The following is a 24,324-nucleotide window of genomic DNA, read 5'->3' as shown; positions in this document are numbered from 1 at the left end:
CGTGCTGCGCATCGTCCATGAGGTTCCCTGCCGCCTGCGGCTCCGGCTGGATGCCGGCCCAAGGCGGCTGGCGCAGGCCGCCGCGGCGGTGCGCGACATTGCCGGGGTGCGCGACGTGCGGACCAATGCCGGCTGCCGTTCCATCGCCGTGCGCCATGACGGCAGCGCCGCGGTGCGCGCGCAGATCCTCGCCCGGGCGGCCGATCCGCCGGCCGGGCTGCCGCCTCTGGTGGAGGCCCAGGGCGCCGACCCCTCGCGGGTGGCGCTGGCCGCCGGCACCCTGGCCGCGGCCCTGGTGCTGCCGCGCCCGGCCGCGGCCGCCCTCACCTATGCCAATGTGGCGGGCACCCTGGTGCGCGGCGCGGTGGCGGCGGCGCGGCACGGGCTGAAGGTGGAAGTGCTGGACGCCATCGCCATCGGCCTGCCCACGGCGCGGGGCGAGTTTCTCACCGCCAACTTCACCCGCTTCCTGGTGGAGCTGGCCGCCTATATCGAATCCACCACCATCGAGCGGTCCGACGCGCTGCTGCGCTCCCTGCTCCACCGCACCCCCGACGACGTGTGGGTGGTGGCCGAAACGGGGGAGATGCGGCGCGTGCCGTTCGCCACCCTCAGCGGCGGCGAGCATGTGGCCGTGGGCGTGGGCGAGACCATTCCGGTGGACGGCGCCGTGGTGACCGGCGACGCTTATGTGGACCAGTCCGCCGTCACCGGCGAGAGCCTGCCGATCCCGCTCGCCCCCGGCCGCCTGGCGCTGGCGGGCAGCATCGTCACCGACGGCCGCCTCGTCATCCGCGCCGACCGGGTGGGCCAGAGCACCACCACCGGCCGCATCACCCGCTACATCCAGGAGGCGCTGGAGCGCCCGGCGGAGATCCAGTCCGTCGGCGATGCCCTCGCCGACCGGCGCGTGGGCATCACTTTGGCCTCGGCGGCGGCGGTGTTCGCGGTGACGCGGGACTGGCGGCGCATGGAATCCGTGTTCATGGTGGATTATTCCTGCACCGTGAAGCTCGGCACCCCCGTGGCCCTGAAGACCGCCATGTACCGGGCGGCGCGGCAGGGCTGCCTGGTGAAGAGCGGGCAGGCCATCGAGGCCCTGGCGGGGGTGGATACGCTGGTGTTCGACAAGACCGGCACCCTCACCCACAACACGCTGCAGGTGACCGACGTGTGCCCGCTGCATCCCGGGGTGAGCGAGGCGGAGGCGGTGGCCCTGGTGGCCTCGCTGGGCGAGCACACCAGCCATCCCATCGCCCGCGCGGTGGTGAAGCTGGCGGCCGAGCGCCACCTGGCCCACGTGCCCCACGAGGATGTCAACTTCATCGTCGGCCACGGGGTGGAAGGCCATGTGCACGGCGACCTGATCCGCTTCGGCAGCCGGCATTATCTGGAAGACGACGAGAACGTCTCGTTCGCGCGGGAACGCGCCCAGGTGGCCCACTTCCAGGCGCAGGGCAAATCCCTGCTCTATGCGGCGCGCAACGAGCGCCCGCTGGCCATGTTCGCCCTGCGCGACCGGCTGCGGGAGGAGAGCGCGGACACCCTCGCCCGGCTGCGGGCGCTGGGCATCCGCCGCCTCGTGATGATCACCGGCGACCACCGCGCCAAGGCCCTGGCCTTCGGCGAGGCGCTGGGCATGGACGAGGTGTTCTACGAGCAGCAGCCCGAGGACAAGGCCCGCATCATCGCCGGGCTGAAGGCGCAGGGCGCGCGCGTGGCCTATGTGGGGGACGGGGTGAACGACGGGCCGGCGCTGATGGCGGCGGACGTGGGCATCGCCATGCCCCGCGCCGCCGACATCGCCCGCGCCACCGCCGACATCGTGCTGATCGACGACCGGCTGGATTCCCTGGCGGCCATGGTGGACATCTCGCAGGTCACCATGCGCCTCATCCATTCCAACTTCGCCGTGGCGGTGGGGGCCAATTCGGCGATCCTGGCGGCGGCGGTGCTGGGCCGCCTCTCGCCCATGGCCACCGCGGCGCTGCACAACGGCACCACCATTGCGGTGCTGGTGCGCTCGCTGCTGGCGGGGCAGGCCCGCAGCCGCTGATGCGCCGGGGCCGGACGGCAGAGCATGCGCCGATCAGCCTGTACGGCACGCCGGCCGGCCTGGCCTATGCCTCGGACGCCCGCGTCTCCGGCGCCTCCGTCTCCGGCGCCAGCAGCAGGGGAGCCGCGCGGAAGGCGGAGGGCGGCTGGCCGAAGGTCTTGCGGAACAGGCGGTTGAACGTATTGACGTCGTTAAAGCCCGCCTCATAGCCAATATCGGACACCTTGCGCTCCGCATTGGCCGGGTCGAGCAACGCACGGCAGGCCAGCTGAAGCCGCGCGGCGGTGATGCGTTCCTTCAGCGTGGTGCCGTGTTTCTGGAACATCTTCTGCAGCGTGCGGACATTGACCTTGTGCCGCTGGGCGACCTGGACGACGCCATAGTCCTGCCGCCCGCAATTGGCGGCGATATCCAGAAGGATCTCCTGATAGAGCAGGTCCGCCCCCCCGGCGCGGGCGGCGTCGGCGGAGCCGTCCGCAAGCGCGACGGAAAGCAGGCCGCGCAGGCCGGCCTCGCACACCTGCGCCACGGCGGGCGTGAGGGTGCGGCCGACGAGGATGGCGGCCTGCGCCATGAGCACCTCAAGGGCCGGATGGGCGCCCGCGGCGAGATAGGTGGCCGGCCGGCCGGTCTCGGGCTCGCTCAGCAGGCGGCGCGGAACCAGCACGAAGGTGGCCTCCGACGATGGCCGCACTGCAACTTCAAGCCGCGCGCCGACGGAACCGAGGAGCAGTTCGCTCCCGTCCGCCGCGAACGATTCCCCATCGCCCCATCGTAGATTTGAGGATTCGCTGATTCGAGCCGCGAGAGTTACCGCCCCTGCAACCGGCGTGATGCGCAGCACGCCTGCGTGACGAAACCGTGCACAAATAATGACCATACTCTGAAGGGAAATTGAGCAAGCCGTTAACTCATTGTTAACCCCGATCGCCTTCGACGCAGCTGGCTTCGACGCCACATTCCCTTGGGGAATATTGGCGAGAGAATCCGCAGCCCATTCAATACTTAAATATTGCGACTGCGTAATCTTGCGAAAATACTCCATTGTTAAGTTCGCCGCCTCCCTTGCACCGACAAACAACAGGGCAAATGGACGGTAAATGCAACATATAGTACTATATTACCGGAGTTTATGGAAGGAAGCGCGCATCATCTCCTGCACCTGGTTACCTTTCATGCCACACCAAATGGTTTAGTATATTGTTTCTAAATGATTTTTTCGCATCATGGCAGATGTGCAACAGGTCGCGGGAATGTGCTCAGATTCGCATTTTGAGTAGCATCCATTCGTCAGATGCAGAGAAGGCTCGTCATCTCCCCTGTAGTTTCCGGTGAGTTGCAAAGGGTGTCGAGATGCACCCTCAGCCAAAAGGCTGCACGTGCGTGCGGCTGAATGAAACGTGTGGCGGTCGCGTCGTGTGGCGGTCGCAACTTGGGGGTGAAGATGGTCAATTCGGGCGGCACCATCCTTTCTGGCGCTTACGTGCATCCTTCGGTCAACCGCAGGCGCATGAAGACGCTGCTCCTCAGTTCGGCACTGGCGACGGCCCTGGCGGCCGTGATCCAGCCGGGGCAGGCCAATGCGGCGTGCGGCAGTGCCGGCTTTCCAAACGTGACGGTGGATTGCACCGGGACCGATAACAACGGCTTCTCGGTCACCAACATCTTTGGCAGCGCGACGGTCAATGCCGGCGCGGGCGTCATCGTCCAGACCGCGCCGAGCGGCACCGCCCTGAACGTCGGCACGCTGACCTCGATCACAAGCAACAACACGGCCGCGACCTTCACTGGCGACGCCAACGGCATCGTCTACACGGCCGGCACCAGCATAACGCTGAACAACTTCTCCGGGTCGGCCACGGGCACCACCGGCAACGGCATCCAGCTCTTCGCCACCGCCGGTAACATCACCGCCAACAACTTCACCGGCACGGCCACCGGCGGCGACAACGGCATCAGCGCCACGGCGCCGTTCGGCACCATCTCGATGACCGGCTTCGGCGGCTCGGCGACGGGCACCAGCGGCAACGGCATCGGCCTCAGCGCCGGCGGCGCCATCACCTTCTCCTCCACCCCCGGCGCCTTCGCCAGCGGCGGCACCAACGGCCTGAACTTCTTCAGCGCCGACAGCATCACCGCCACCACCAACGGCGGCTTCTTCACCGGCACCAACGGCAGCGGCGCCAATTTCACCGCCCCCGAGGTGGACCTGATCGCCAACAACAGCTTCTTCAGCGGTGGCACCAACGGCGTCGCCGCCACCGGCGCCGATGTCAGCCTCACCTTCATCGGCGGTACCGCCATCGGCAACACGGGCGACGGCATCAATGCCACGGCGGTGGGTGTCTCGGTCGGTCCGCTGCAGCTTCCGGCGGTCGCCTCGGTCACCACCAGCGGCACCTTCGTTTCCGGCGGCACCAACGGCATCAATGCCACCGCATCGGCCATCGGGCTCGGCGGCGTCGGCGTGGACGCCACCACCACGGTCACCGCCAACGGCGGCACGGTGATGGGCGGCTCGGGCGCCGGCATCTTCGCCTCGGCCATCACCGCGCCGGTGTCGGGCGGCCCCAACACCGCCACCACCACCGTGCAGGGCTCGGCCGACGTCACCGGCGGCGCCAACGGCATCTTCGCCCTCTCGGGCAGCCTCAACGGCAATGCCAACACCACCGTGAACGTTTCCGGCGACGTCACCGGCACCAGCGGCAACGGCATCTTCGCCATGGGCGCCAGCGTCGGCGACTTCACCGGCTTCGACCCCAACGATCCCTCCACCTGGGCCTCCGCGGTCGGCACCGGCAAGGCCACCGTCAATGTGGAGACCAACGACGACGTGACCGCCGCCAACGGCACCGGCATCCTCGCGGTGGGCATCGGCACCGGCAACGAAGTCTCGGTGGAGGCCAATGACGACGTGGACGCCACCGGCGGCTTCGGCATCCTCGCCGGCTCCATCGGCACCGGCGGCACCGTGACCGTGGAGAGCGAGGACGTCTCCGGCACCCTCGGCGGCGTGCTCGCCTTCAACACCGACGGCGACACCACCGTCACCACCAACGGCAAGGTGAGCACCGACGGCATCGTCGGCGTCGGCGCCATCGCCAACAACGGCAACGCCACCGTCAATTTCAGCGGCAACATTGATCCCCCGCTGGTGGGCGTCGCCGCCGTCGCCATCGGCAACGGCACCGCCTCCACCAACACCTCGGGCAATATCGACGCCAACCTCGTGGGCGTGCTGGCCCTCAACGTCGGCAACGGCCAGGTGGACGTGGACAACACCGCCACGGTGGAATCCTCCGTGGGCGCGCTGCCGCTGGTGGGCGTTGCGGGCGTCAAGATCGGCGACAACAATGCCGGCCTCGACGTGAACGTGCAGAATTCCGGCGTGATCCAGGATTATGCCGTGGGCGTGCTCGGCCTCGCGGTGGGCGACGGCAACACGGTCAACGTCCAGAACCTCGCCGTGGTGAATGCCGACCTGGTCGGCGTCGCCGGCGTGGCGGTGGGCGAGGGCAACACCGTCTCGGTGCAGAACCTCGGCGTCGTGAACGCGGGCTTCATCGGCGTGGCCGGCGTGGTGGTGGATGACGGCGCGGGCGCCGGCACCTCCAGCGTCACGGTCAACAATCTCGGCGCCATCACCACCGGCGGCATCGGCGTCATCGGCGCCGCCATCGACACCGACGGCTCCGGCTTCGCGGTGACCTCGGTGACCAACGGCGGCGCCATCTCCGGCGGCTTCCTCGGCGTCGCGGGCATCGCGGTGGGCCAGGGCACCGCCGGCGGCCTGAGCGTCACCAACAACGGCGCCATCAGCAACAATTCGGGCGTCGGCGTGCTCGGCCTCGCCGTGGGCGACAATTTCGGCGCCAGCGTCACCAACACCGCCTCCGTCAATGCGGACTTCGGCGGCGTGCTCGGCGCGGTGATCGGCGACACCGGCGCCCTCACCGTCACCAACAGCGGCGCCATCACCACCCAGGGCATCGCCGTGGGCGGCCTTGTGGTCGGCGACAACGGCCAGGTGAAGGTGACCAACACCGGCGCCATCTCCGGCGGCCTGCTCGGGGTCGGCGGCGTGGTGATCGGCGACAACCTCTCCGGCATCCCCACCACGGTGGACGTGAAGAACTCCGCCGCCATCAGCAATGACGGCATCGGCGTGCTGGGCGGCGGCATCGGCGACGACCACGTGGTCGTCGTCTCCACCTCGGCCGCGGTCAATTCCGGCCTCCTCGGCGTGGGCGGCTTCTCCATCGGCGCCCGGGGCAATGTGGACGTCACCACCACCGCGGCCGTCACCTCCGGCGGCGCCGGCGTGGTGGGCGCGGGCATCGGCGACAATTCGGTGGTGAACGTCACCACCGGCGAGCAGGTGAACGGCGCCTTCCTCGGCGTCGGCGGCCTCATCGGCGGCACCGGATCGCAGCTGACCATCCTCACCGAGGACAAGGTGGTTTCCTCCGACGGCTTCGGCGTCGCCGGCCTCGGCCTGGGCACCGCCCAGACCATCGACGTCACCACCCAGCAGGAAGTGCAGGGCGACCTGCTCGGCGTCGGCGCCCTGAACCTTGGCGGCGGCGGCAGCACCGTGACGGTGGAGACCCTGGCCAAGGTCACCTCGGCCTCCGGCTTCGGCGTGCTGGGCGGCTCCATCGGCACCGGCGCCAACACCGTCACCGTGACCACGCAGAAGGAAGTCTCCGGCGACCTTCTGGGCGTGGGCGGCATCATCGGCGGCACCGGCGGCACCCTCACCGTGGAGACGAAGGATATCGTCACCTCGGCCAACGGCTTCGGCGTCGCCGCCCTGGGCCTGGGCACCAACACCATCGACGTGACCACCGACAAGGCGGTGACCGGCCGCTACCTCGGCGTCGGCGCGCTGGCCTTCGGCGACGACAACACCGTCAACGTCCTGACCAAGGACACGGTGACCTCCGCCGACGGCTTCGGCGTGTTCGGCGGCGCCATCGGCACCGGCGCCAGCAACGTCACCGTCACCACCGAACAGGCGGTGGCGGGCCGCCTCCTCGGCGTCGGCGGCGCGCTCGGCGGCACCGGGGGCACCCTCGACATCCACACCCTTTCCACCGTGACCTCCGCCGACGGCTTCGGCGTCGCCGCCCTCGCCTTCGGCGACACCAATGCGGTGACGGTGACCACCGACGCGGCGGTGAGCGGCGCCCTGCTCGGCGTCGGCGCCCTGTCGTTCGGCAGCGGCGGCACGGTGGACGTGCACACCCTGGCGGCGGTCACCGCCACCAACGGCATCGGCGTGTTCGGTGGCAACATCGGCGCCGGGCAGAAGGTGACGGTCATCACCGACGGCACCGTTGACGCAACGGTGGCGGGTGTGGTCGGCATCAACACCGGCGGCGAAACCGAAGTGACGGTGAACCAGAAGGTCTCCGTGGCCTCCGGCGGCATCGTCGGCGCGGCGGCCATCGGCGGCGGCTCCGGCAACGCCACCCTCACCATCAACGCCATGATCGACCCCCCGATCATCGGCGGCGCGGCGGTGACCATCGGCTCCGGCACGGCCATTGCCAATGTGAATGCGGAGGTGCAGGCCACCGCCATCGGCATCGTCGGCGCCAATATCGGCAACGGCGCCATCGACGTGAACATCAACGCCGGCGGCACCATCAAGTCGGACGGCATCGGCGTCGCCACCTTCAAGATCGGCGACGGCCCGACCACCATCGACGTGGATGCGGCCATCGGCGGCCTGAGCCAGGCGGCCACCGGCGGCGACGGCATCTTCGCCCTCGCCCTCGGGGACAGCCCGATCACCATCACCACCACCGCCAACGGCACCATCACTGCCGGGGACGACGGCATCTCCGTGGCCCAGATCGGCGGCGGCAACATCGCCATCACCACCAACGCCGTCATCACCGCGGGTGACGAGGGCATCCAGGTGCTCGCGGCGGCGCTCACCGCCGGCGACGTGACGGTGACCAACAACGCGGCCATCAACGCCACCGACAACGGTATCTTCATCCTGAAGGCCGGCGACGGCGCGGTGACGGTGAACGCCAACGCCAACATCACCTCCACCACCGGCAACGGCATCGAGGCGAACGCCATCTTCGGCACCGGCGACGTCACCGTCGCCCAGGCGGGGCTCACCACCATCACCGCCCCGGACTTCGGCATCATCGCCTCCAAGACGCTGGGCACGGGCAATGTCTCGGTCACCACCGGGACCCTCTCCACCATCACCGCCACGGCGGGCGGCATCTTCGCCGGGCGCTTCGGCGGCACCGGCGACGCCTCGGTGACCACCGGCACCAGCAGCACCGTCACCACCTCCGGCACCGGCGTCGAGGCACAGTCCATCGGCGCCACCGGCAATGCGACGGTGACCACCGGCCTCGCCAGCGGCATCACCGCCGGCGGCGACGGCATCGTGGCCGGCAAGTTCGCCGGCTCGGGCGACGTCTTCGTCACCACCGGCAGCTCCAGCGTGATCGCGGCGGGCGACGACGGCATCACCGCCACCAACTTCGCCTTCGGCGCCGGAAACGACATCTTCGTCAACACCGGCCTCAACTCCCAGGTCGTGGCCAACGACAAGGGCATCCGCGCCGGCGGCTGGGACAGTGTGAGCATCACCACGGCGGACCTCAGCCTCATCCGCGGCGACGCGGACGAGAGCGGCGTCGGAAACGCCATCCGCATCTTCTCGGCGGACGTGGCGACGGTCGCCATCGGCACCAACAACGCGGTCATCGGCTCCGGCAAGAGCTGGGCGGAGGCGGTCATCTCCATCGAGAGCGACGACGCCACCTCCATCTCGGTCGGCGCCGGCTCGCTGGTCAGCTCCTGGAGCTACACCGGCGGCGTGAACCTGCCGGGCCTGATCGTGGCGGCCAGCGACATCGTCATCGACACCGACGGCGGCGCCACCACCATCAGCAACTCGGGCACCATCGTCGGCCGGGTCGGGCTCACCGACAATGACGACGTGTTCAACAACCTCTCGTCCAACACCTGGATCACCGTCGGCGACAACTACTTCGGCGCCGGCACCGACACGGTGAACAACGAGGGGCGGATCGTCACGGCGCTGCAGGGGGCGGTGGCGGAAACCACCAACTTCAACAGCCTGGAGACCTTCAACAACGGCGACCCGCTGTTCGTGCAGAGCGGCCTGCTCTCCATGATCGACGAGGTTCCCGGCCAGATCGCCTTCAACGGCGCCCGCGACGTGACCTATGTGAGCGGCATCTGGAACGGGGTCGGCAACAGCACCGTGGGGCTCGACAGCTACCTCGGCGCTCCCGGCTCCACCTCGGACGTGCTGACGGTGGGCGGCCTCGACGTGAACGGCCTGGAGATCGCCGGCCTCGTCACCGAGGGCCAGACCGCCCTCCTCATCAACGACGTCAACGCCGGTCCCGGCGCCCTGAACCTCGCCGGCATCAAGGTGGTGGATGTGGCAAGCATCGCCGGCACCACCCTGCCGGAGAGCTTCTACATCGACCCCAACTCGGCCAATTACGCTGCCAAGTTCGGCGGGGTGATCGACAAGGGGCTGTTCTTCTACGACCTCGCGGTGATCGGCAACGACCACTTCCTCATCGGCCTGCCCGACCAGGAAGTGTTCGAGCTGCCCAAGCTCGTCACCGGCGCCCAGGCCATCTGGCACGAGACCACCGGCGTGTGGCTCGACCGCCAGGCGGACCTGCGCACCTACCTGCAGGGCGCGCCCACGCAGCTGGTGACCAAGGAAGGCGTGAAGACGGTGGACGGCGCGGCCGGCTCGGTCACCCCCGGCATCTGGGGCAAGGTGATCGGCAGCTGGGGCTCGCGTGACGCCTCCGACAGCTTCGCGGCCTACGGCAACCGCTACGGCTTCGACACCAGCTACAGCCAGAACATCTACGGCTTCATGGCGGGTGCCGACTTCGGCAAGGAGGGTGTCGCAACCCAGAACGACGCGGTGGTGTTCGGCGTGCTCGGCGGCTACGTGGCCTCCGACCTCTCCTTCGATGCCTCGACCACCTCGGCCAGCTACTCCGGCGGCACGGTCGGCGCCTACGCCTCCTACCTCACCGGCAAGTGGTACCTCGACGCTTTGGTCAAGGCCGACTTCCTCTCCATGGACTACGACGCGCCGACCCTGCTCGGGGCCGGATACTTCGGCCAGTCCACGGATGTGCGGAACCTCGGCTTCACCATCGACACCGGCTACCGCTTCTGGACCTGGGGGACGACGGGCTTCTTCGACGGCCTCGCCACCCTCAGCTACGTGAACACCAACATCTCCGACCTCTCGCTGGTGCAGTCCACCTTCGTTGACTTCGGCAATAACGACAGCCTGCGCGGCAGCGTCGGCGGACGGGTCGGCGCCCAGGTCTACGACGCCGGCACCTACACCGTCGTGACCAGCCTCACCGGCCGCCTCTGGTACGAGTTCCTCGGCGACAACACCGTCACGGTGTTCAACCCGGGCCTGCCGTTTGTCACCGGCGACACCTTCGACGGCCTGTTCGGCGAAGTGGGCGTGGGGGTCAACGTCTTCGGCAAGGGCAACGGCTGGAACGGCTTCGTCAACGGCGACGTGAAGTTCGGCGACAGCTACACCGCCGGCAGTGCCAAGGGCGGCGTGCGCTACCAGTGGTGAGCGGCGCCTGACATAAGGCCTGCATGAAGGGGCAGCGTGCTTCGGCGCGCTGCCCTTCCCTTCTCACACCGGCGGATGTCCCTTCGCCGGGAGCCGGATCGGCCCGGATTGATCCGCCAGGCCCTTCCATATGAGCGCCCTTCCATATGAGCGGATCGCCTTCCTGCGATCGCCAGCCCGGAGACGGCCCCGTGAACCTCGCCAGATCGCTTTGCGCACTTGCGGCCCTGATTGCGGTAGCCCCGCTGGCCCTGGTGCTGTCCGACGGCGGCGGCTTCGTGGCAGAGGCGCAGAGCCCCCAGCCCAGGCCTGCCCCGTCTACGCCTGCCCCGTCCGCGCCCGCCCCGCCTGCCGGCCCGGTGAAGACCGAGACCACCAATTTCGAGGGCTGGGTCCTCACCTGCCAGGAAGGGCCGCCCGCGGCGGGGGCCAAGACCGGCAAGAAAGCCTGCTGGGGCCTTCTGCGCGTCACCGATGCCAAGTCCAAGCGGGTGGTGGTGGTGTGGAAGATCGGCCGCGACGGCAAGGACGTGCCCACCATCGCCATCACCACCCCCACCGGCGTGCTGGTGCGCGACGGGGTGGACCTGGTGCTCGGCCAGAACAGCCGCAAGCTCGCCTACCAGTGGTGCAATGCCAACGAATGCGAGGCGAGCCTGGCCTATGACCAGGCCCTGGCCAATGAACTGTCCGCCGCCAAGGAGGCCACCATCGCCTTCCGGCTCCAGGACGGGCGGCAGCTGAACGTCAAGGTGGCGGTGTCCGGCGCCGACAAGGTGCTCGCCGGCCTCAGGAAGCCCTGAGGCCCGGCCGGCCTGAACGGGGCCTCCCGGCCCCCTTCCGCCGGATGGCGCGGGCCCGCCCGCCGGCCGCGATCAGCCGGCCACCGGCAGCGGCGCATCGCGATGCACCAGGCCGGCCTCGCGCAGCTCGCGCCAGAAATCGGCGGGAATGGCCTCCTGGAGCGCGGCGCGGTCCTCGGCGATGCGGCCCGGCCGGCTGGCCCCGGGGATCACCGCCGCCACCGCCGGATGGGCCAGCGAGAATTGCAGGCCCGCCGCCTTCATGCTGATGCCGTGGCGCTCGGCAATGGCCTTGATGCGCGCCACCTTGGCGAGAATCTGCGGCGTGGCCGGCGCATATTCGAAGTTCGGGCCGCCCACCAGCGCCCCCGAGCTGTAGGGACCGCCCACCACGATGCCCAGGCCGCGCTCGGCCACCATCGGCATCACCCTTTGCAGGGCGCGGTCATGGTCCAGCAGGGTGTAGCGCCCCGCCAGCAGGAAGCCGTCCGGGCGCGGCTCGTCCAGCGCCAGCAGGGTCTCGATGGGCTCCACCCGGTTGACGCCCAGGCCCCAGGCCTTGATGACGCCCTCGTCCCGCAGGCGGTCCAGCGCCCGGAAGGCGCCCTTGCGCGCGCTCTCGAACATGGCGAGCCATTCGTCGCCGAAGAAGTCCTGCGCCACGTCATGGACGAAGGCGATCTCGATATGGTCGGTCTTCAGGCGCTTCAGGCTGTCCTCGATGGAGCGCAGCGTCGCGTCCTGCGAATAATCGTTGACCACGCGGTTGGGGCGCCCGTACCGGAACACGTCCCCCTTCTCGCCCAGGTCGCGGGCGCCGGCATCCTCGATCTCGTCGAGGATGACACGGCCAACCTTGGTGCTGATGACATAGTCCCCGCGCGGCCGCCCGGCGAGCACCTCGCCCATGCGGATCTCGGCAAGGCCGGCGCCGTAGAGGGGGGCGGTGTCGAAATAGCGGATGCCGTCGTTCCAGGCGGCATCCACGGTGGCGCGGGCTTCCGCCTCGGGAATGTCGCGGAACATGTTGCCGAGCGGGGCCGCGCCGAAGCCGAGCCTGCCGGGAAGAATATCCTTGAGTGCCATCGTCTCATCCTCGGTTTCACAGGTACGGCGCGGGTTGCCGGCCTCTCAGCCGATGGAAACCGGGTCCGCCACATAGGCCGTGCGCTCGGCAAGATCGGCGATCCGCGCGAGATAGGCCTTGAAATGGGCGGTCTCGCGATGCGCCGCAACGGCGGCATTGTCCACATAGAGCTCGTCGAGCACGAAGCGGGCGGCGTCGGCCTGGTCGCGCCAGATGTCCCAGCGCAGGTTGCCCGGCTCGGCCCGGCTGGGCCCGGCCATGCCGCCCAGCAGCGCCTCCAGCTCCTCGGCCTTGCCCGGCCGCGCCACCAGAATGGCCACGATCTTCACGGTCGGTGTCATGCGAACGGCTCCTGTCCAATGGGGCGGCGCAGCGGGATTCGGCGCGCCCCCTGCCCTTGTCACGCCGCGCGGGCGCGGTCCAGCGCCGCCATGCGTCCGCCGGCCCCGGCCTCACGCCGGGCGGAAGCGGATGATGGCGCGCAATCCCGGCCGGTCGCTGCGGTTGGCAAGGTCGAGGCGGGCGCCCATGCGGCGGGCGGCGGTGTCGGCGATGGCAAGGCCGAGGCCGGAGCCGGGCCCCGCGCCGCCGGCGCCCCGGCCGCGATAGAAGCGCTGGCGCACGAGCCCCAGCTCCTCCTCGGCAATTCCCGGCCCCTCGTCCTCGATCACCAGATCGCCGGCGCCGTCGGCGCGCCAGTGGATCGTGCCCGCCCCCATGTGCTGGACGGCATTCTCATGCAGGTTGCGCAGCAGGAGGGACAGCGCATCCACATCCACCTTGTGCACCATGGCGTCCAGCTCGGGGGCGATGCGCACCGTGACGGCTTCCGTGTGGGGCACCGATTGCGCCACCTCGTGCAGCACCTTGCCGATGGCGGCGGGCTCCACCGCGCCCCCGGCGCCTGCATCGAGCCGCGCGAGCGCCAGAAGCTGGCGCACGAGCCGGCTGCTGCGATCCACCGAAACGATGATCTGCCGCAGCGCCTTGTGCCGGGTGTCCGGGTCGCGGGCGGCCAGGGCCACCTGCGCCTGCGTCTTCAGGCCGGCCAGCGGCGTGCGCAGTTCGTGCGCGGCGAAGGCGGTGACCTCGCGCTCGTGGGCGCGCGCCGCCTCCACCTTGGCGAACAGGCCGTTGAGGGCGGTGATCAGCGGCAGGATCTCCGCCGGCGCGCCGGCCGGGGGCACCGGCCGCATGTCCTCGCCCTCGCGGGCGGCAATCTCTTCCGCCGCATGGTTGAGGGGGCGCAGCCCGCGCCCGAGGCTCCACCAGATCAGCAGCCCCAGCAACGGCATGGCCAACAGAGCCGGCGCCGCCAGCCCCGCCACCAGGTCGCGCACCAGCCGGTCGCGCAGGCCGATCCGGTCGCCCACGGCGACGCGGACGTTCTTCTCCCGGTCCACGATGGTGTAGGTGCGCCAGGTTTCCCCGTTCACCTCGCGGTCGGCGAAGCCCTCGTGGTCCTGCGCCAGGGCGCCGTCGGGCGCGCCGGAGGAGCGGCCCAGCAGCCGGCCGTCGAAGGACCAGATCTGGCAGGAGATCTGGCGCTCGTAGCCGCCCCACCGCGACGGCGCCACGGCGGCCGCCTCGGCATCCTTTAGCTGGCCGCCGGCCATCACCAGCGAATGCACCATGCGGGCCGCCTCCTGAAGGCGGGTGTCCAGCACCTTCTCCAGCTCGGTGCGGCTGCCGACGCTGATCCAGGCGACGGCGCACAGCCAGATCAGGCCGGTGGCCGCCAGCAGGATCAGGAAGAGGCGGCGGCGCAGGGAGGTCATGACGGCACCCGCATGCGATAGCCGAGGCCGCGCACGGTCTCGATCACATCACGCCCCAGCTTGCTGCGCAGATTGTGCACGTAGACTTCCACCGTGTTGCTGTCGATCTCCTCCTGCCAGCCATAGAGCCGGTCCTCCAGCTCGCCTTTCGAGCGGATCACGCCCGGCCGCTCCATCAGCATGGCGAGAACCGCGAACTCGCGCCGCGACACCGCCACCACGGCGCCGTCGAGGGTGACCGAGAGCGTGGCGGGATCAAGCTCGATCGCGCCGTGGCGCAGCCGCGGGCTGGCCCGGCCGCCGCCGCGCCGCACCAGCGCCCGCAGCCGGGCGGCCAGTTCGTCCAGGTCGAAGGGCTTGCCCAGATAGTCGTCGGCCCCGCCATCCAGCCCGCGCACCCGGTCCGGCGTCTCGTCCAGGGCGGTCAGCAACAGGATCGGCGTCGCATCCTGCCGCGCCCGCAGCGCCGCCAGCAGATCGAGGCCGGAGCCGTCCGGCAGCATGAGGTCGAGCACGACGGCATCGAAGCGGCAGGCGCCGAGGGCGGCCATTGCATCGGCGCAGGTGGTCACGGCGTCCACGGTCAGGCCCGCCAGCGCGAGGCCGGCGCAGACGCCGTCGGCCAGAACCGGGTCGTCCTCCACCAGAAGAATGCGCATCACGCCGTGTTCATCCTTGCGCCTGCGTCCCTTCGCACATCGTCCGCCTTTCAGTCCCGCCAAGGCGCCGCGCCGGGCCGGCAGCTTCACCCGGCCCCACCCGCAGGCCACAGGCACCCGCCAGCTTAAGGCTGGCTTAAGGTGGGGGTAAGAGCGCTGCACCACCACGATGGAGGAGCAGCGGTTCCATGGCATGGCGATATTGGGGGAACGCAGTTCGGTGCGCGCTTGTGGTGCTCGCAGGCCTTCATGCCACCGGCGCCGCCGCGGGCGATCCGGTGCTGGCGCTGCGGTCGCTGGTCGCCGCCGCGCCCGGCCAGCCCTTCACCCTCAAGGCGGAGCGCGCGCCGTCCGGCGCCCTGCTGCTGCGCTGGCAGGTGGGGGCCGGCACCTATCTCTATCGCGACAGCCTGGAAGCCTCGCTCGCCGGCCGCCCGGTGCCGCTGGAGCGGCCGGCCGGCGAGAGCAAGGATGACCCGAGCTTCGGCGTCGTCCAGGTGTTCCACGGCCCCGTGGAGGCGCGGGCGGATGCGCCCGAGCGTGCCGGCCAGCTCCGGGTCGCCTTCCAGGGCTGCTCCGACGCGGGCATCTGCTTCCCGCCGCAGGCCCGCCTGGTCGATCTGGCGACGCTCCAGGTGCGCCCGGTGTCCGACCCCGGCCCCGTGCCGGCGGGCGCGACGCCCGCCACCGCCTTCCCCGCCACCGCCTCGCCCGACACGGTCTCGCCCGACACGGCCTTGCCCGCCACCGCCCGGCCGGCCACCGCGACGCCGGCGCCCGATGGGGTAGGCGAATTGTTCCGCGCCGGGCTCGGCGTCACCCTTGGCACCTTTCTCGGCTTCGGCCTGCTGCTGGCGCTCACGCCCTGCGTGTTCCCCCTGCTTCCCATCCTCGCCGGCATGCTGACGCGCTCGGGGGCGGGGCTGACGCGCGGGCGCGGCCTCGCCCTCACCGGCGCCTATGTCCTGGCCATGGCCGGCGCCTACGGGCTGGTGGGCGCGGTGGCGGGCTGGTCCGGCGCCAACCTGCAGGCGATGCTGCAGACGCCGCTGGCCCTGGGGGTGACGGCGGCCATCTTCGTGGCGCTGGCCCTGTCCATGTTCGGCCTGTTCGACCTTAAAGTGCCGGCGGGCCTCGGCGCCCGGCTGGCGGGGCGCGGCGCCGGCCAAACCCTGGGCGGGGCGGCGCTGCTGGGCTTCGGCTCGGCCCTCATCGTCGGCCCGTGCGTGACGCCGCCGCTGGCCGGCGCCATGCTCTATGCCGCCGCCACCGGCGATGCGGCCCGGGGCGCGGCGGCGCTGTTCATGCTGGGGCTCGGCATGGGCCTGCCGCTGATGCTGGTCGGCCTGTTCGGCCCCTCCCTGCTGCCGAAGGGCGGCCCCTGGCTGGTGCGCGCCAAGCAGATGTTCGGGGCGGTGTTCCTCGCCGTCGCCATCCTCATCGCCGGCCGCCTGCTGCCGCCGCCCGCCACGCTCGCCCTGCTCGGCGCGCTCCTCATGGGCGCGGCGGCAGCCTTCGGCGGGTTCGACCGCCTGACGCCGGCAAGCGGCGCCGGCGCCCGCCTGGCCTGCGGCGGCGGCATGGCGGCGGCGCTCTATGGCGCCACCCTCATCATCGGCGCGGCGGGCGGCGCGGAGGACCCGCTGCGCCCCCTCGCCTTCCCTCAGGCACCCTCCCCCGCCACCACGCCCGCGCCGGCCGAGGCGCGCGTGGCCTCGATCGCCGCATTCGACGCCGCGGTGGCGCGGGCGATGGCCGAAGTCCCCGGCGGGCGGCCCATCCTCGTCGATTTCACCGCCGGCTGGTGCACCGTCTGCGCGTCCAATGCGAAGGTGATGGCCGCCCCCGGCGTGCGCGAGCGCCTCGCCCCATTGCCCCGGGTCATCGCCGACGTCACCGCCTATGGCGAAGCCACCCGCGCCCTCATGGAGCGCTTCCAGGTGGCCGGGCCGCCGACGCTCTTCCTCATGGACGCGCAGGGGCGCGAGATCCCCGGGTCGCGGATCGTGGGCCCCGTCACCGCCGAAGAGATCGCCCGCCGCCTCGACGCGGCCGGCGCCTGACATCCCCCCCCCAGCACCGTCAATCCGAGGAGAAATCATGCAGCGCCGGCAGTTCATCACGCGCGCCTGCGGCCTTGTCGCCGCGGGCGCCGCGTCCTTCGCCTCGCCCCTCGCCTCGCCCCTCCTGGCGCAGGAGATCGACGTGGAGGCCATTCTGCGCGATCCCGCCGCGCCCATTTCGGGCAATCCGAAGGGCGACGTCACCATCGTCGCCTTCCTCGATTACAATTGCCCCTTCTGCAAGAAGGCCGAGCCCGACCTTGAGCGCGCGGTGAAGGAGGATGGCCGGGTCCGCCTCGTCTACAAGGATTGGCCGATCCTCACCGAGGCCTCGGTCTATGGCGCGCAGATGGCGCTGGCGGCCGGTTTCCAGGGCGGCTACGGCAAGGTGCACCGCGCGCTGATGGCGATCCCCGGGCGGCGCATCGGCGAGGCGCAGATGCTTGAGGCCATCCGGGCGTCGGGCATCGACCTCGCCCGCCTGGACGCCGACCTGAAGACCCATGCGGGCGATATTTCCGCCCTTCTGCGCCGCAACCACGCCCAGGCGCAATCGCTGGGCCTGCAGGGCACGCCCGCCTATCTGATCGGCCCGTTCCGCACCTCCGCGCTGGATTATGCCGGCTTCAAGGAGGCCATCGCCGAGGCCCGCCGCCGGCAGGCCGCGGAGTGATGCCCATGCGCTTTCCCGCGCTTTCCGGCGGTTCCCGCAGCTCCATATGAGCGGTGTATCGCCCGCCAACATATTGAATAAAGACGGCGGGCCGCACCGGCCGTGAGCGCGCCCGCCGGCTCAGGTCATCACGCGCCGCTGGCGAGCTTGTCCTGGGTGCGGGTGTCGAAGTCGGCGGCGTCGTGGCGTTCGTGAAGCTGGCTCGAAGGCTCGCCGCTGGTGCGATTGACCTTGCGGCCGCGCGCCACCGCCGGCCGGGCGAAGATCTGGTCGGCCCAGCGGATGACGTTGCGATAGTCCTGCACCGACAGGAACTCGGCCGCGCCGTATTGCCAGCCCTTCACCAGGCCGCCGTACCAGGGCCAGATGGCCATGTCGGCGATGGTGTAGGTGTCGCCGGCGACGAATTCGTGGTCGGCAAGGCGGCGGTCCAGCACGTCGAGCTGGCGCTTCACCTCCATCGCGTAGCGGTTGATGGGATATTCCTGCTTGGTCGGCGCATAGGCGTAGAAATGCCCGAAGCCGCCGCCGAGGAAGGGGGCAGAGCCCATCTGCCAGAACAGCCAGGACAGCGCCTCCGCGCGCGCCGGCTGCTCGGTCGGCAGGAAGGCACCGAACTTCTCGGCGAGATACATCAGGATGGCGCCGGATTCGAACACGCGGATCGGCTCCGCCCCGCTGCGGTCCACCAGCGCCGGGATCTTCGAATTGGGATTGATCGCCACGAAGCCGGAACCGAACTGCGCACCCTCGCCGATCTGGATCAGCCAGGCGTCATATTCCGCCCCCCGGTGGCCGAGGGCGAGCAGCTCCTCCAGCAGGATGGTGACCTTCTGGCCGTTGGGCGTGCCGAGGGAATAGAGCTGCAGCGGGTGCCGGCCCACCGGCAGCTCCTTCTCATGGGTGGCGCCGGAAACGGGCCGGTTGATGCCGGCGAAGGTGCCGCCGCTGGCCTTGTCCCAGGTCCACACCCGGGGCGGGACGTAATCCGTGCTGTCGGTCATGGGATGGTCTCCAGGTTCCCGCCCGTGGGGCGGGGGATGGTTGGAGGGGACAGCGCGCTTGCCATCCACCCTGCACATGCCTCGAACTCGCGTTCATGTCCGATGCCGGGTGCGCCGCCCCGGCCGGCGTCAGGTGGGGCGCGTCCGCTTCCCCTTCGGCTTCCCCGCGTATGGGGTCGCACGCGGGCTCTTCGGCGCGCGCTCGCCTTTGCCCGGGTCCGGCGCGCCCTCTCCGGTCCGTCCCTGCGGCGGGCCGGCGCGGAATTTCTTGCCCCGGAAGGGCTTCTCATAGGGCGGCCGGCCATCGGCCGCGGCGTCGTGCGAGGGCTTGCCGCGCAGGGACTTGCCGCGCGCGGGGCGCTCCGAGGCGTCCGCCGCCGGGGCGCCGGGCAGCGGCTCGATGATCACTTCGCCATCCGCCTTGCGCACCGCCTTGGCGAAACGATCGGCGGCGGCGAGGCTGACCTCGAAGGCGGTCTCCTCGTCCAGGATGCGGATGACGCCGATCTCCTTGCGCGTCACGTTCCCGCGCCGGCAGATCAGCGGCAGCAGCCATTTGGGATCGGCATTGTTGCGCCGGCCCACGTTGAGGCGGAACCAAGCGCTGCCGGCGCCGGCCGTCCCGCCGAAGTCGCGATCGGCGGCGCGGTCGCGCGCGGCCCGCGCCACGCCCGGATCGGCGACCTCCTCCGGGGCCGGCAGGCCGGCGCGATAAAGGCGCACCAGCGCCGCCGCCAGATGCTCCGGCGCATGCGCCGCCAGCAGCGCAAGGCCGGCGGCGGCGTCCTCCTCGTTCGGCTCGTCGGTGATCAGGGCATCGTGCAGCATGCGTTCGTGGTCGAGCTTGCGGATGTCCTCGGAGGTGGGCGGACCGGACCATGCGGGCGTGATGCTGAGGCCCCGCAACAGGTCTTCGGTGCGGCGGCGGCGGAACGGCGGCACGAGGAGCACGCTCACGCCCTTGCGGCCGGCCCGGCCGGTGCGTCCGCTGCGGTGCTGCAGGCTTTCGGCATCGTTGGGCAATTCGGCATGGATGACGAGGCCGAGGTTCGGCAGGTCGATGCCCCGCGCCGCGACATCGGTGGCGACACACACCCGCGCCCGCCCGTCGCGCAGCGCCTGCAAGGCGTGGTTGCGCTCGTTCTGGCTCAGCTCGCCGGACAGGGCCACGGCGGAGAATTGGCGCTCCTGAAGCATGGCGTGCAGGCGCCGCACGGCCTCGCGCGTGTTGCAGAACACGATGGCGCTGGGCGTATCGTAATAGCGCAGCACATTGACCACCGCATGGTCCACCTCGGTGGGCGCCACGCGCATCGCCCGGTATTCGATGTCGGCGTGGCCGCCCTGCGGGCTTGCCACCTCGATGCGCAGGGCGTCGCGCTGGTAGCGCTTGGCCAGGGCGACGATGCCGCGCGGCATGGTTGCGGAGAACAAAAGGCTGCGCCGCTCCGCCGGGGTGGCGAGGAGAATGAATTCGAGATCCTCGCGGAAGCCGAGGTCGAGCATCTCGTCGGCCTCGTCGAGCACGGCGACGCGCAAAGCGGAGATGTCGAGGCGGCCGCGCTCCAGATGGTCGCGCAGGCGCCCGGGCGTGCCGACCACGATATGGGCGCCCTGGTTCAGCTGGCGCTGCTCCTGCCGCGGGTCCATGCCGCCGACGCAGGCGACGATGCGGGCGCCCGTCGCGGCATAGAGCCAGGCGAATTCCCGCTGCACCTGCAGCGCCAGTTCGCGCGTGGGCGCCACCACCAGCGCCTGCGGCACGGTGGCGGGGGCAAAGCGCTCCGCGGTGCCCAGCAGCGTCTCGGCCATGGCGAGGCCATAGGCAATGGTCTTGCCGGAACCGGTCTGGGCGGAGACCAGAAGGTCGCGCCCCGCGGCCTCGGGCGCCAGCACCGCGAGCTGCACCGCTGTCGGGGTGGTGTAGTCCCGCTCTGCCAGGGACCGGGCGAGCGCCGGATTGGTCGTCATGAAGGGCACGGCTGGTTCCGCCTATCTCGCATTATCGTCAGGCGTCGAAGGGGAGCCATCGGAAAGTGTCTGGAATGCGTTCCTAATAGGATGAGAGCCCGGATGCCACCGTCGGCGGGGCGACTTGAGGGGCGGGCGAGGGCAAGGCGGGCGGGGACGACCGGTTCATCAAGGCCGATGCTCTCGCGCAAGGACGCACCATCGGGACGCCGAGGCGCAGGGCCGCTGCCGTCGCCGGGGGGGGGCGCGGGATAGTTCTTGATTTGTTCCATCATCGGGCGCAGCCTCCGGCCGTCGCAAGGGGAGAATCGGCCGTGGCGAAGAAGACATTCTACGTGGTCCAGCCGTTCGAGCTGGGCAAGCGCGGCGCCTTGAAGGCCGGCCCGGCGGTGGAGGCGCGCACGGCGGCCGACGCGGAGCGGATCGCACGGCGGATGGCGATCGTGAATGCCGGCGCCATCGCCTTCTCGCGGGATGTGGACCCCGAATCGGACGACGCCGACCCGCCGGTGCTCATCGCCAGTTTCGGCCAGGTGCCGGACAGCACGCTGGAGGCGGCATAGGCCGCACGACGTTGTTCGCCGTGCGCTTGTTCTGCCACGCGGCGCTCACGGCGGCGCGGCGCATGCGTCGCCGTGCACCGTGTCAAGTACGCCTCACCACCGAACACGTCGCCGAGAAGCCGGTGGGGCGCATCGTCGGGGGCGTTTGGGTGCGTGTGCCTGGAGGATTCACTCGTTCACTGCGGATGCGGGCACCGCCCTTGCCAAAGGACCATCTGGAGCGCGCCATGGCACCGGAGCAGTCTGCATTCGGTCACCTGTGACCCATAAGGGCTAGGCGAGCGATGTTCTTCAAATATCTTTTCCAAAGTATTCGCCGACTTGCCTCGGGCAAGACAATTAAGCGCATCGACACACCGATCCCGGCCGGTGGATCGAGCTTTAAGATTTCGCTTTGGCTCAAGACCGACAAGGAAACCCCGCACGTCGTGTTAGCGCTTCTTGCTTCCGGCAATCGCCAATACTGTGTTATGGAGATGGACGAGTTTCATTCTTTTTTCGGCGCCATGGCCGAAATCCGCTCAACCGCTTCTGGGTTGCAGAAACCGGGCCTCCTAGGAAAAAAGTAAGGCCTACGCTTGGCCCCCTGCACGCTCCCGCTCCCAGAAGGCGGCGCACGCGGGGCAGATCCTCAAGGGCGTGCGGGCAGCTGCCTGAACGGCCGCGTCCCGCTTGTTCCCGCCTGATCCCGGCAAATCCCGCTTCTGTCCACCACGGACCATCACGAGCCAACGCACGTGCACGGGGCAGATGCTTGGACGTACCCGCCAAATCAGAATTTATTTCTGGAATTTCAATGATTTATATGGAAAACTGGCGGAGAGTGCCACAGTACACGACGATTCTTGGTAGGGCCTTGATCGATCAGTAGGATTTCCGATTCGGCGGAGAGCGGATCGGGATTTTGCATGAGAAGAGACATCATCGCCGCTTTGAGGCATTGCCTGGACAAGCACTTGTCGATGCGCAAGAGCCGGCTTGAGAGCTTCTGCGTCTTTGTCGTCGGCGTTCTGCTGTCGCGCACCATCAATCTAAGTCACCTTGCCGGGATGTTCCCGACGCGGGCGGAGATTGCTTCAAACTATCGCCGCCTCCAGCGTTTCTTCGAGCAGGTCGAGCTGGATAGCGATCAACTGGCCCGCGTCGTGGTGAGGATCGCACGGATCGGATCGGGGCCCTGGCTTCTTGCCCTCGACCGCACCAGTTGGAAGTTCGGGCGACGCGACGTCAACGTCCTGATGCTCGCCATCGTCCATAACGGCATCGCCATCCCGCTCATGTGGGACGTGCTCGACAGAGCCGGCAACTCGACCACGGCCCATCGCGAAGCCCTGCTGTCCCGCTTTTGCAATGTCTTCGGTGCCGAGGCTGTAGCCGGATTGATCGCTGATCGGGAATTCGTCGGCACGGCCTGGATGGCCTTTCTGGTCGAGAACAACATCCCGTTCATCCTGCGCATCAAGGACGCCTTCCAGATCCGTCTGGCTGATGGCCGCTGCTGCCCGGTCGTTTCCTTGTTCCGGAAGCTCGCCATCGGCGGACGCCGCTACGTGCGCGAAGATTGCCGCCTCGGTTCACGCGGCAGCGCTCTCGGGCCGCCCGTAAAGCTCGCGGCGACACGACTGGCCAGTAAGGAACTGCTCGTTGTGGCAACCAACACCGATCCCGGGATCGCCCTGGCCAACTATCGGCGGCGCTGGGAAATCGAAACCCTGTTCGCGGCCAGCAAGACGCGCGGTCTCAACCTCGAGGACACTCACATCACCAACCCGGAGCGGATCGCCAAGCTCATCGCCGTGCTGGCCGTCGCCTTCACCTTCGCTCATACAACTGGGGAATGGAGCGCCAGACATCGACCAATTATCATCAAGACCCACAAGCGCAAGGCAAAGTCGATTTTCCGCGTCGGCTTCGATCTGCTGAGAAAAATCCTGATCCAAGGAGGACGCGAAGCCGTTCAATGCTGGAACGCCATCATGACAGGGCAACCTCCAAATCCACAAGGCCCCAGAGCAGGCCCACATCCAGCATGAAAGAGTCGTGTACTGTGCGTAGCGTGTGGCGATGCGCCTGAAGTCCTTGAGGCGGCAGAACATGCGCTCGATGGCGTTGCGCTTTCTGTAGCGCCTTTTGTCAAATGGGTGGAGATACTTGCGCGTGGGATTGTTGGGGATGACCGCCCGCATGTTCCGCTCGGCCAGATCGTCTCGCACCTTGTCGCTGTCGTAGGCGGTGTCGGCGAGAAGCGCGCGGGCCGGGGGCGCGGCGTCGAGCATCACCGGCAGCATCTTGATGTCGGCGGCCTGGCCGGGCGTGAGCGCAAGGACGAGGGGGCGGCCCTTGCCGTCGCTCAGAGCATGGATCTTAGAGCACGTTCCGCTCAGCTTGCATCGCAAGCTGAGCGGTAAAACGTTCTCTATCAATAATTTAGAGACTGATTCAACCTGATCGGTGAATCAGTCTCTAGTCGTTCGACCGCCGCGGGAGCGACCAATCGCCTGACGTTGGTCCCCCCTTTTTCGGCGCCGGCCGCCGAGCGGTGCGCCTTCACATGGGTGCTGTCGGCCAGAAGCTGGCGGGGTGTTCGCCCATCGCCGGTGATCGCGGCGTAGATCCTCTGCCAGATCCCCTTGCGGGACCAGCGGTTGAAGCGGTTGTATACGGTTGTATAGGGGCCGTAGTCGGAAGGGCAGTCGCACCACCGGCAGCCGCAGCGCAGCACATGGATGATGCCGGACAGGATGCGCCGGTCATCGACGCGGGGCGGACTGCCGTAGTGCGGCAGAAGTGGCTCGATCTTGGCCCACTGCTCTTCGTTCAACCAGAACAACCGGCTCATGGCGAATCATCCTCCAATGAGCCAATTGAATCACACTTAGAGCGTTGGGTTTAGAGCCTAGACCTTGGCCAGCCGAAGCGAGCCCCTGCGCCAGAGGTGGCCGTTTCTCCTCACGACGAGGGTCAGGGCTTGTTTTTCGTTGTGAACAAGGGCGAACACTTTGCGAAATTGCTTCGTCCGCATGTCA

15 protein-coding genes and 1 pseudogene are annotated in these 24,324 nt (G+C 69.2%); 8 read left to right on the top strand and 8 right to left on the bottom strand.

Annotated elements, in window-relative coordinates; all coding sequences use genetic code 11:
• The first annotated feature begins 1 nt into the window (after nt 1).
• A complete protein-coding gene (locus tag ACI7BZ_RS09440) occupies nt 2–2,056 on the top strand; it encodes a heavy metal translocating P-type ATPase (RefSeq protein WP_414116904.1) in 2,055 nt (684 codons plus the stop codon).
• A gap of 64 nt (nt 2,057–2,120) precedes the next feature.
• Here the strand turns inward: ACI7BZ_RS09440 and ACI7BZ_RS09435 are convergent, their stop codons facing one another.
• Nucleotides 2,121–2,723, bottom strand: coding sequence for a helix-turn-helix transcriptional regulator (locus ACI7BZ_RS09435; RefSeq protein ID WP_414116903.1), 603 nt, complete (start codon nt 2,721–2,723; stop codon nt 2,121–2,123).
• A 777-nt stretch (nt 2,724–3,500) separates the two neighbouring features.
• Here ACI7BZ_RS09435 and ACI7BZ_RS09430 point away from each other — a divergent pair.
• Nucleotides 3,501–10,697: a hypothetical protein gene (locus tag ACI7BZ_RS09430; protein WP_414116902.1), complete on the top strand. Its 7,197-nt coding sequence runs from the start codon at nt 3,501–3,503 to the stop codon at nt 10,695–10,697.
• A gap of 191 nt (nt 10,698–10,888) precedes the next feature.
• Nucleotides 10,889–11,500, top strand: coding sequence for an invasion associated locus B family protein (locus ACI7BZ_RS09425; protein ID WP_414116901.1), 612 nt, complete (start codon nt 10,889–10,891; stop codon nt 11,498–11,500).
• A 72-nt stretch (nt 11,501–11,572) separates the two neighbouring features.
• Here the strand turns inward: ACI7BZ_RS09425 and ACI7BZ_RS09420 are convergent, their stop codons facing one another.
• The 4 genes from ACI7BZ_RS09420 to ACI7BZ_RS09405 all read right to left on the bottom strand — a co-directional run bounded on the left by ACI7BZ_RS09420 (nt 11,573) and on the right by ACI7BZ_RS09405 (nt 15,024).
• Nucleotides 11,573–12,586: an aldo/keto reductase gene (locus tag ACI7BZ_RS09420; RefSeq protein WP_414116900.1), complete on the bottom strand. Its 1,014-nt coding sequence runs from the start codon at nt 12,584–12,586 to the stop codon at nt 11,573–11,575.
• A gap of 45 nt (nt 12,587–12,631) precedes the next feature.
• On the bottom strand, nt 12,632–12,928 hold the full coding sequence (locus ACI7BZ_RS09415) for a putative quinol monooxygenase (RefSeq protein ID WP_414116899.1): 297 nt from the start codon (nt 12,926–12,928) through the stop codon (nt 12,632–12,634).
• A 111-nt stretch (nt 12,929–13,039) separates the two neighbouring features.
• Nucleotides 13,040–14,365, bottom strand: coding sequence for an ATP-binding protein (locus tag ACI7BZ_RS09410; RefSeq protein ID WP_414116898.1), 1,326 nt, complete (start codon nt 14,363–14,365; stop codon nt 13,040–13,042).
• Nucleotides 14,362–15,024, bottom strand: coding sequence for a response regulator (locus ACI7BZ_RS09405; protein ID WP_414119127.1), 663 nt, complete (start codon nt 15,022–15,024; stop codon nt 14,362–14,364). The genes ACI7BZ_RS09410 and ACI7BZ_RS09405 overlap by 4 nt, the downstream gene beginning before the upstream one ends.
• A gap of 230 nt (nt 15,025–15,254) precedes the next feature.
• On the opposite strand from ACI7BZ_RS09405, the gene dsbD reads away from it, so the two are divergent.
• Both dsbD and ACI7BZ_RS09395 read left to right on the top strand, forming a co-directional pair.
• Complete coding sequence (gene dsbD, locus ACI7BZ_RS09400) at nt 15,255–17,087, top strand: protein-disulfide reductase DsbD (protein ID WP_414116897.1); 1,833 nt, start codon at nt 15,255–15,257, stop codon at nt 17,085–17,087.
• Nucleotides 17,088–17,124: 37 nt separating this feature from the next.
• Complete coding sequence (locus ACI7BZ_RS09395) at nt 17,125–17,760, top strand: DsbA family protein (RefSeq protein ID WP_414116896.1); 636 nt, start codon at nt 17,125–17,127, stop codon at nt 17,758–17,760.
• Nucleotides 17,761–17,888: 128 nt separating this feature from the next.
• Here ACI7BZ_RS09395 and yghU read toward each other — a convergent pair whose 3' ends face one another.
• Together yghU and ACI7BZ_RS09385 are read right to left on the bottom strand one after the other, a co-directional pair.
• Nucleotides 17,889–18,764, bottom strand: a complete 876-nt coding sequence (gene yghU, locus ACI7BZ_RS09390; protein WP_414116895.1) for a glutathione-dependent disulfide-bond oxidoreductase — start codon at nt 18,762–18,764, stop codon at nt 17,889–17,891.
• A 129-nt stretch (nt 18,765–18,893) separates the two neighbouring features.
• A complete protein-coding gene (locus tag ACI7BZ_RS09385) occupies nt 18,894–20,735 on the bottom strand; it encodes a DEAD/DEAH box helicase (protein ID WP_414119126.1) in 1,842 nt (613 codons plus the stop codon).
• Between the two features lie 314 nt (nt 20,736–21,049).
• Between ACI7BZ_RS09385 and ACI7BZ_RS09380 the strand changes: the two genes are divergently transcribed.
• The 3 genes from ACI7BZ_RS09380 to ACI7BZ_RS09370 all read left to right on the top strand — a co-directional run bounded on the left by ACI7BZ_RS09380 (nt 21,050) and on the right by ACI7BZ_RS09370 (nt 23,331).
• Nucleotides 21,050–21,298, top strand: a complete 249-nt coding sequence (locus ACI7BZ_RS09380) for a hypothetical protein (protein ID WP_414116894.1) — start codon at nt 21,050–21,052, stop codon at nt 21,296–21,298.
• A gap of 284 nt (nt 21,299–21,582) precedes the next feature.
• Nucleotides 21,583–21,867, top strand: coding sequence for a hypothetical protein (locus ACI7BZ_RS09375; protein WP_414116893.1), 285 nt, complete (start codon nt 21,583–21,585; stop codon nt 21,865–21,867).
• Nucleotides 21,868–22,206: 339 nt separating this feature from the next.
• Nucleotides 22,207–23,331, top strand: a complete 1,125-nt coding sequence (locus ACI7BZ_RS09370; protein WP_414116892.1) for an IS4 family transposase — start codon at nt 22,207–22,209, stop codon at nt 23,329–23,331.
• Here ACI7BZ_RS09370 and ACI7BZ_RS09365 read toward each other — a convergent pair.
• Nucleotides 23,293–24,137: pseudogene (locus ACI7BZ_RS09365) on the bottom strand (IS5 family transposase); the annotation flags it as partial. The gene ACI7BZ_RS09370 and the pseudogene ACI7BZ_RS09365 overlap by 39 nt on opposite strands.
• Nucleotides 24,138–24,324 lie beyond the last annotated feature (187 nt).

Source organism: Xanthobacter sp. AM11, from assembly GCF_047444035.1.
In the GTDB taxonomy this organism is placed as follows: domain Bacteria; phylum Pseudomonadota; class Alphaproteobacteria; order Rhizobiales; family Xanthobacteraceae; genus Xanthobacter.
Note: the sequence above shows the minus strand (reverse complement) of the source record. Positions and strands in the feature narration are given on the sequence as shown.

What these genes read in the sequence shown, in the direction of transcription:
- ACI7BZ_RS09405 (WP_414119127.1), bottom strand. Translation starts at nt 15,024, where the DNA reads ATGCGCATTCTTCTGGTGGAGGACGACCCGGTTCTGGCCGACGGCGTC.
- ACI7BZ_RS09375 (WP_414116893.1), top strand. Translation starts at nt 21,583, where the DNA reads ATGTTCTTCAAATATCTTTTCCAAAGTATTCGCCGACTTGCCTCGGGC.
- ACI7BZ_RS09430 (WP_414116902.1), top strand. Translation starts at nt 3,501, where the DNA reads ATGGTCAATTCGGGCGGCACCATCCTTTCTGGCGCTTACGTGCATCCT.
- ACI7BZ_RS09410 (WP_414116898.1), bottom strand. Translation starts at nt 14,365, where the DNA reads ATGACCTCCCTGCGCCGCCGCCTCTTCCTGATCCTGCTGGCGGCCACC.
- ACI7BZ_RS09395 (WP_414116896.1), top strand. Translation starts at nt 17,125, where the DNA reads ATGCAGCGCCGGCAGTTCATCACGCGCGCCTGCGGCCTTGTCGCCGCG.
- ACI7BZ_RS09370 (WP_414116892.1), top strand. Translation starts at nt 22,207, where the DNA reads ATGAGAAGAGACATCATCGCCGCTTTGAGGCATTGCCTGGACAAGCAC.
- ACI7BZ_RS09420 (WP_414116900.1), bottom strand. Translation starts at nt 12,586, where the DNA reads ATGGCACTCAAGGATATTCTTCCCGGCAGGCTCGGCTTCGGCGCGGCC.
- yghU (WP_414116895.1), bottom strand. Translation starts at nt 18,764, where the DNA reads ATGACCGACAGCACGGATTACGTCCCGCCCCGGGTGTGGACCTGGGAC.
- ACI7BZ_RS09415 (WP_414116899.1), bottom strand. Translation starts at nt 12,928, where the DNA reads ATGACACCGACCGTGAAGATCGTGGCCATTCTGGTGGCGCGGCCGGGC.
- ACI7BZ_RS09385 (WP_414119126.1), bottom strand. Translation starts at nt 20,735, where the DNA reads ATGACGACCAATCCGGCGCTCGCCCGGTCCCTGGCAGAGCGGGACTAC.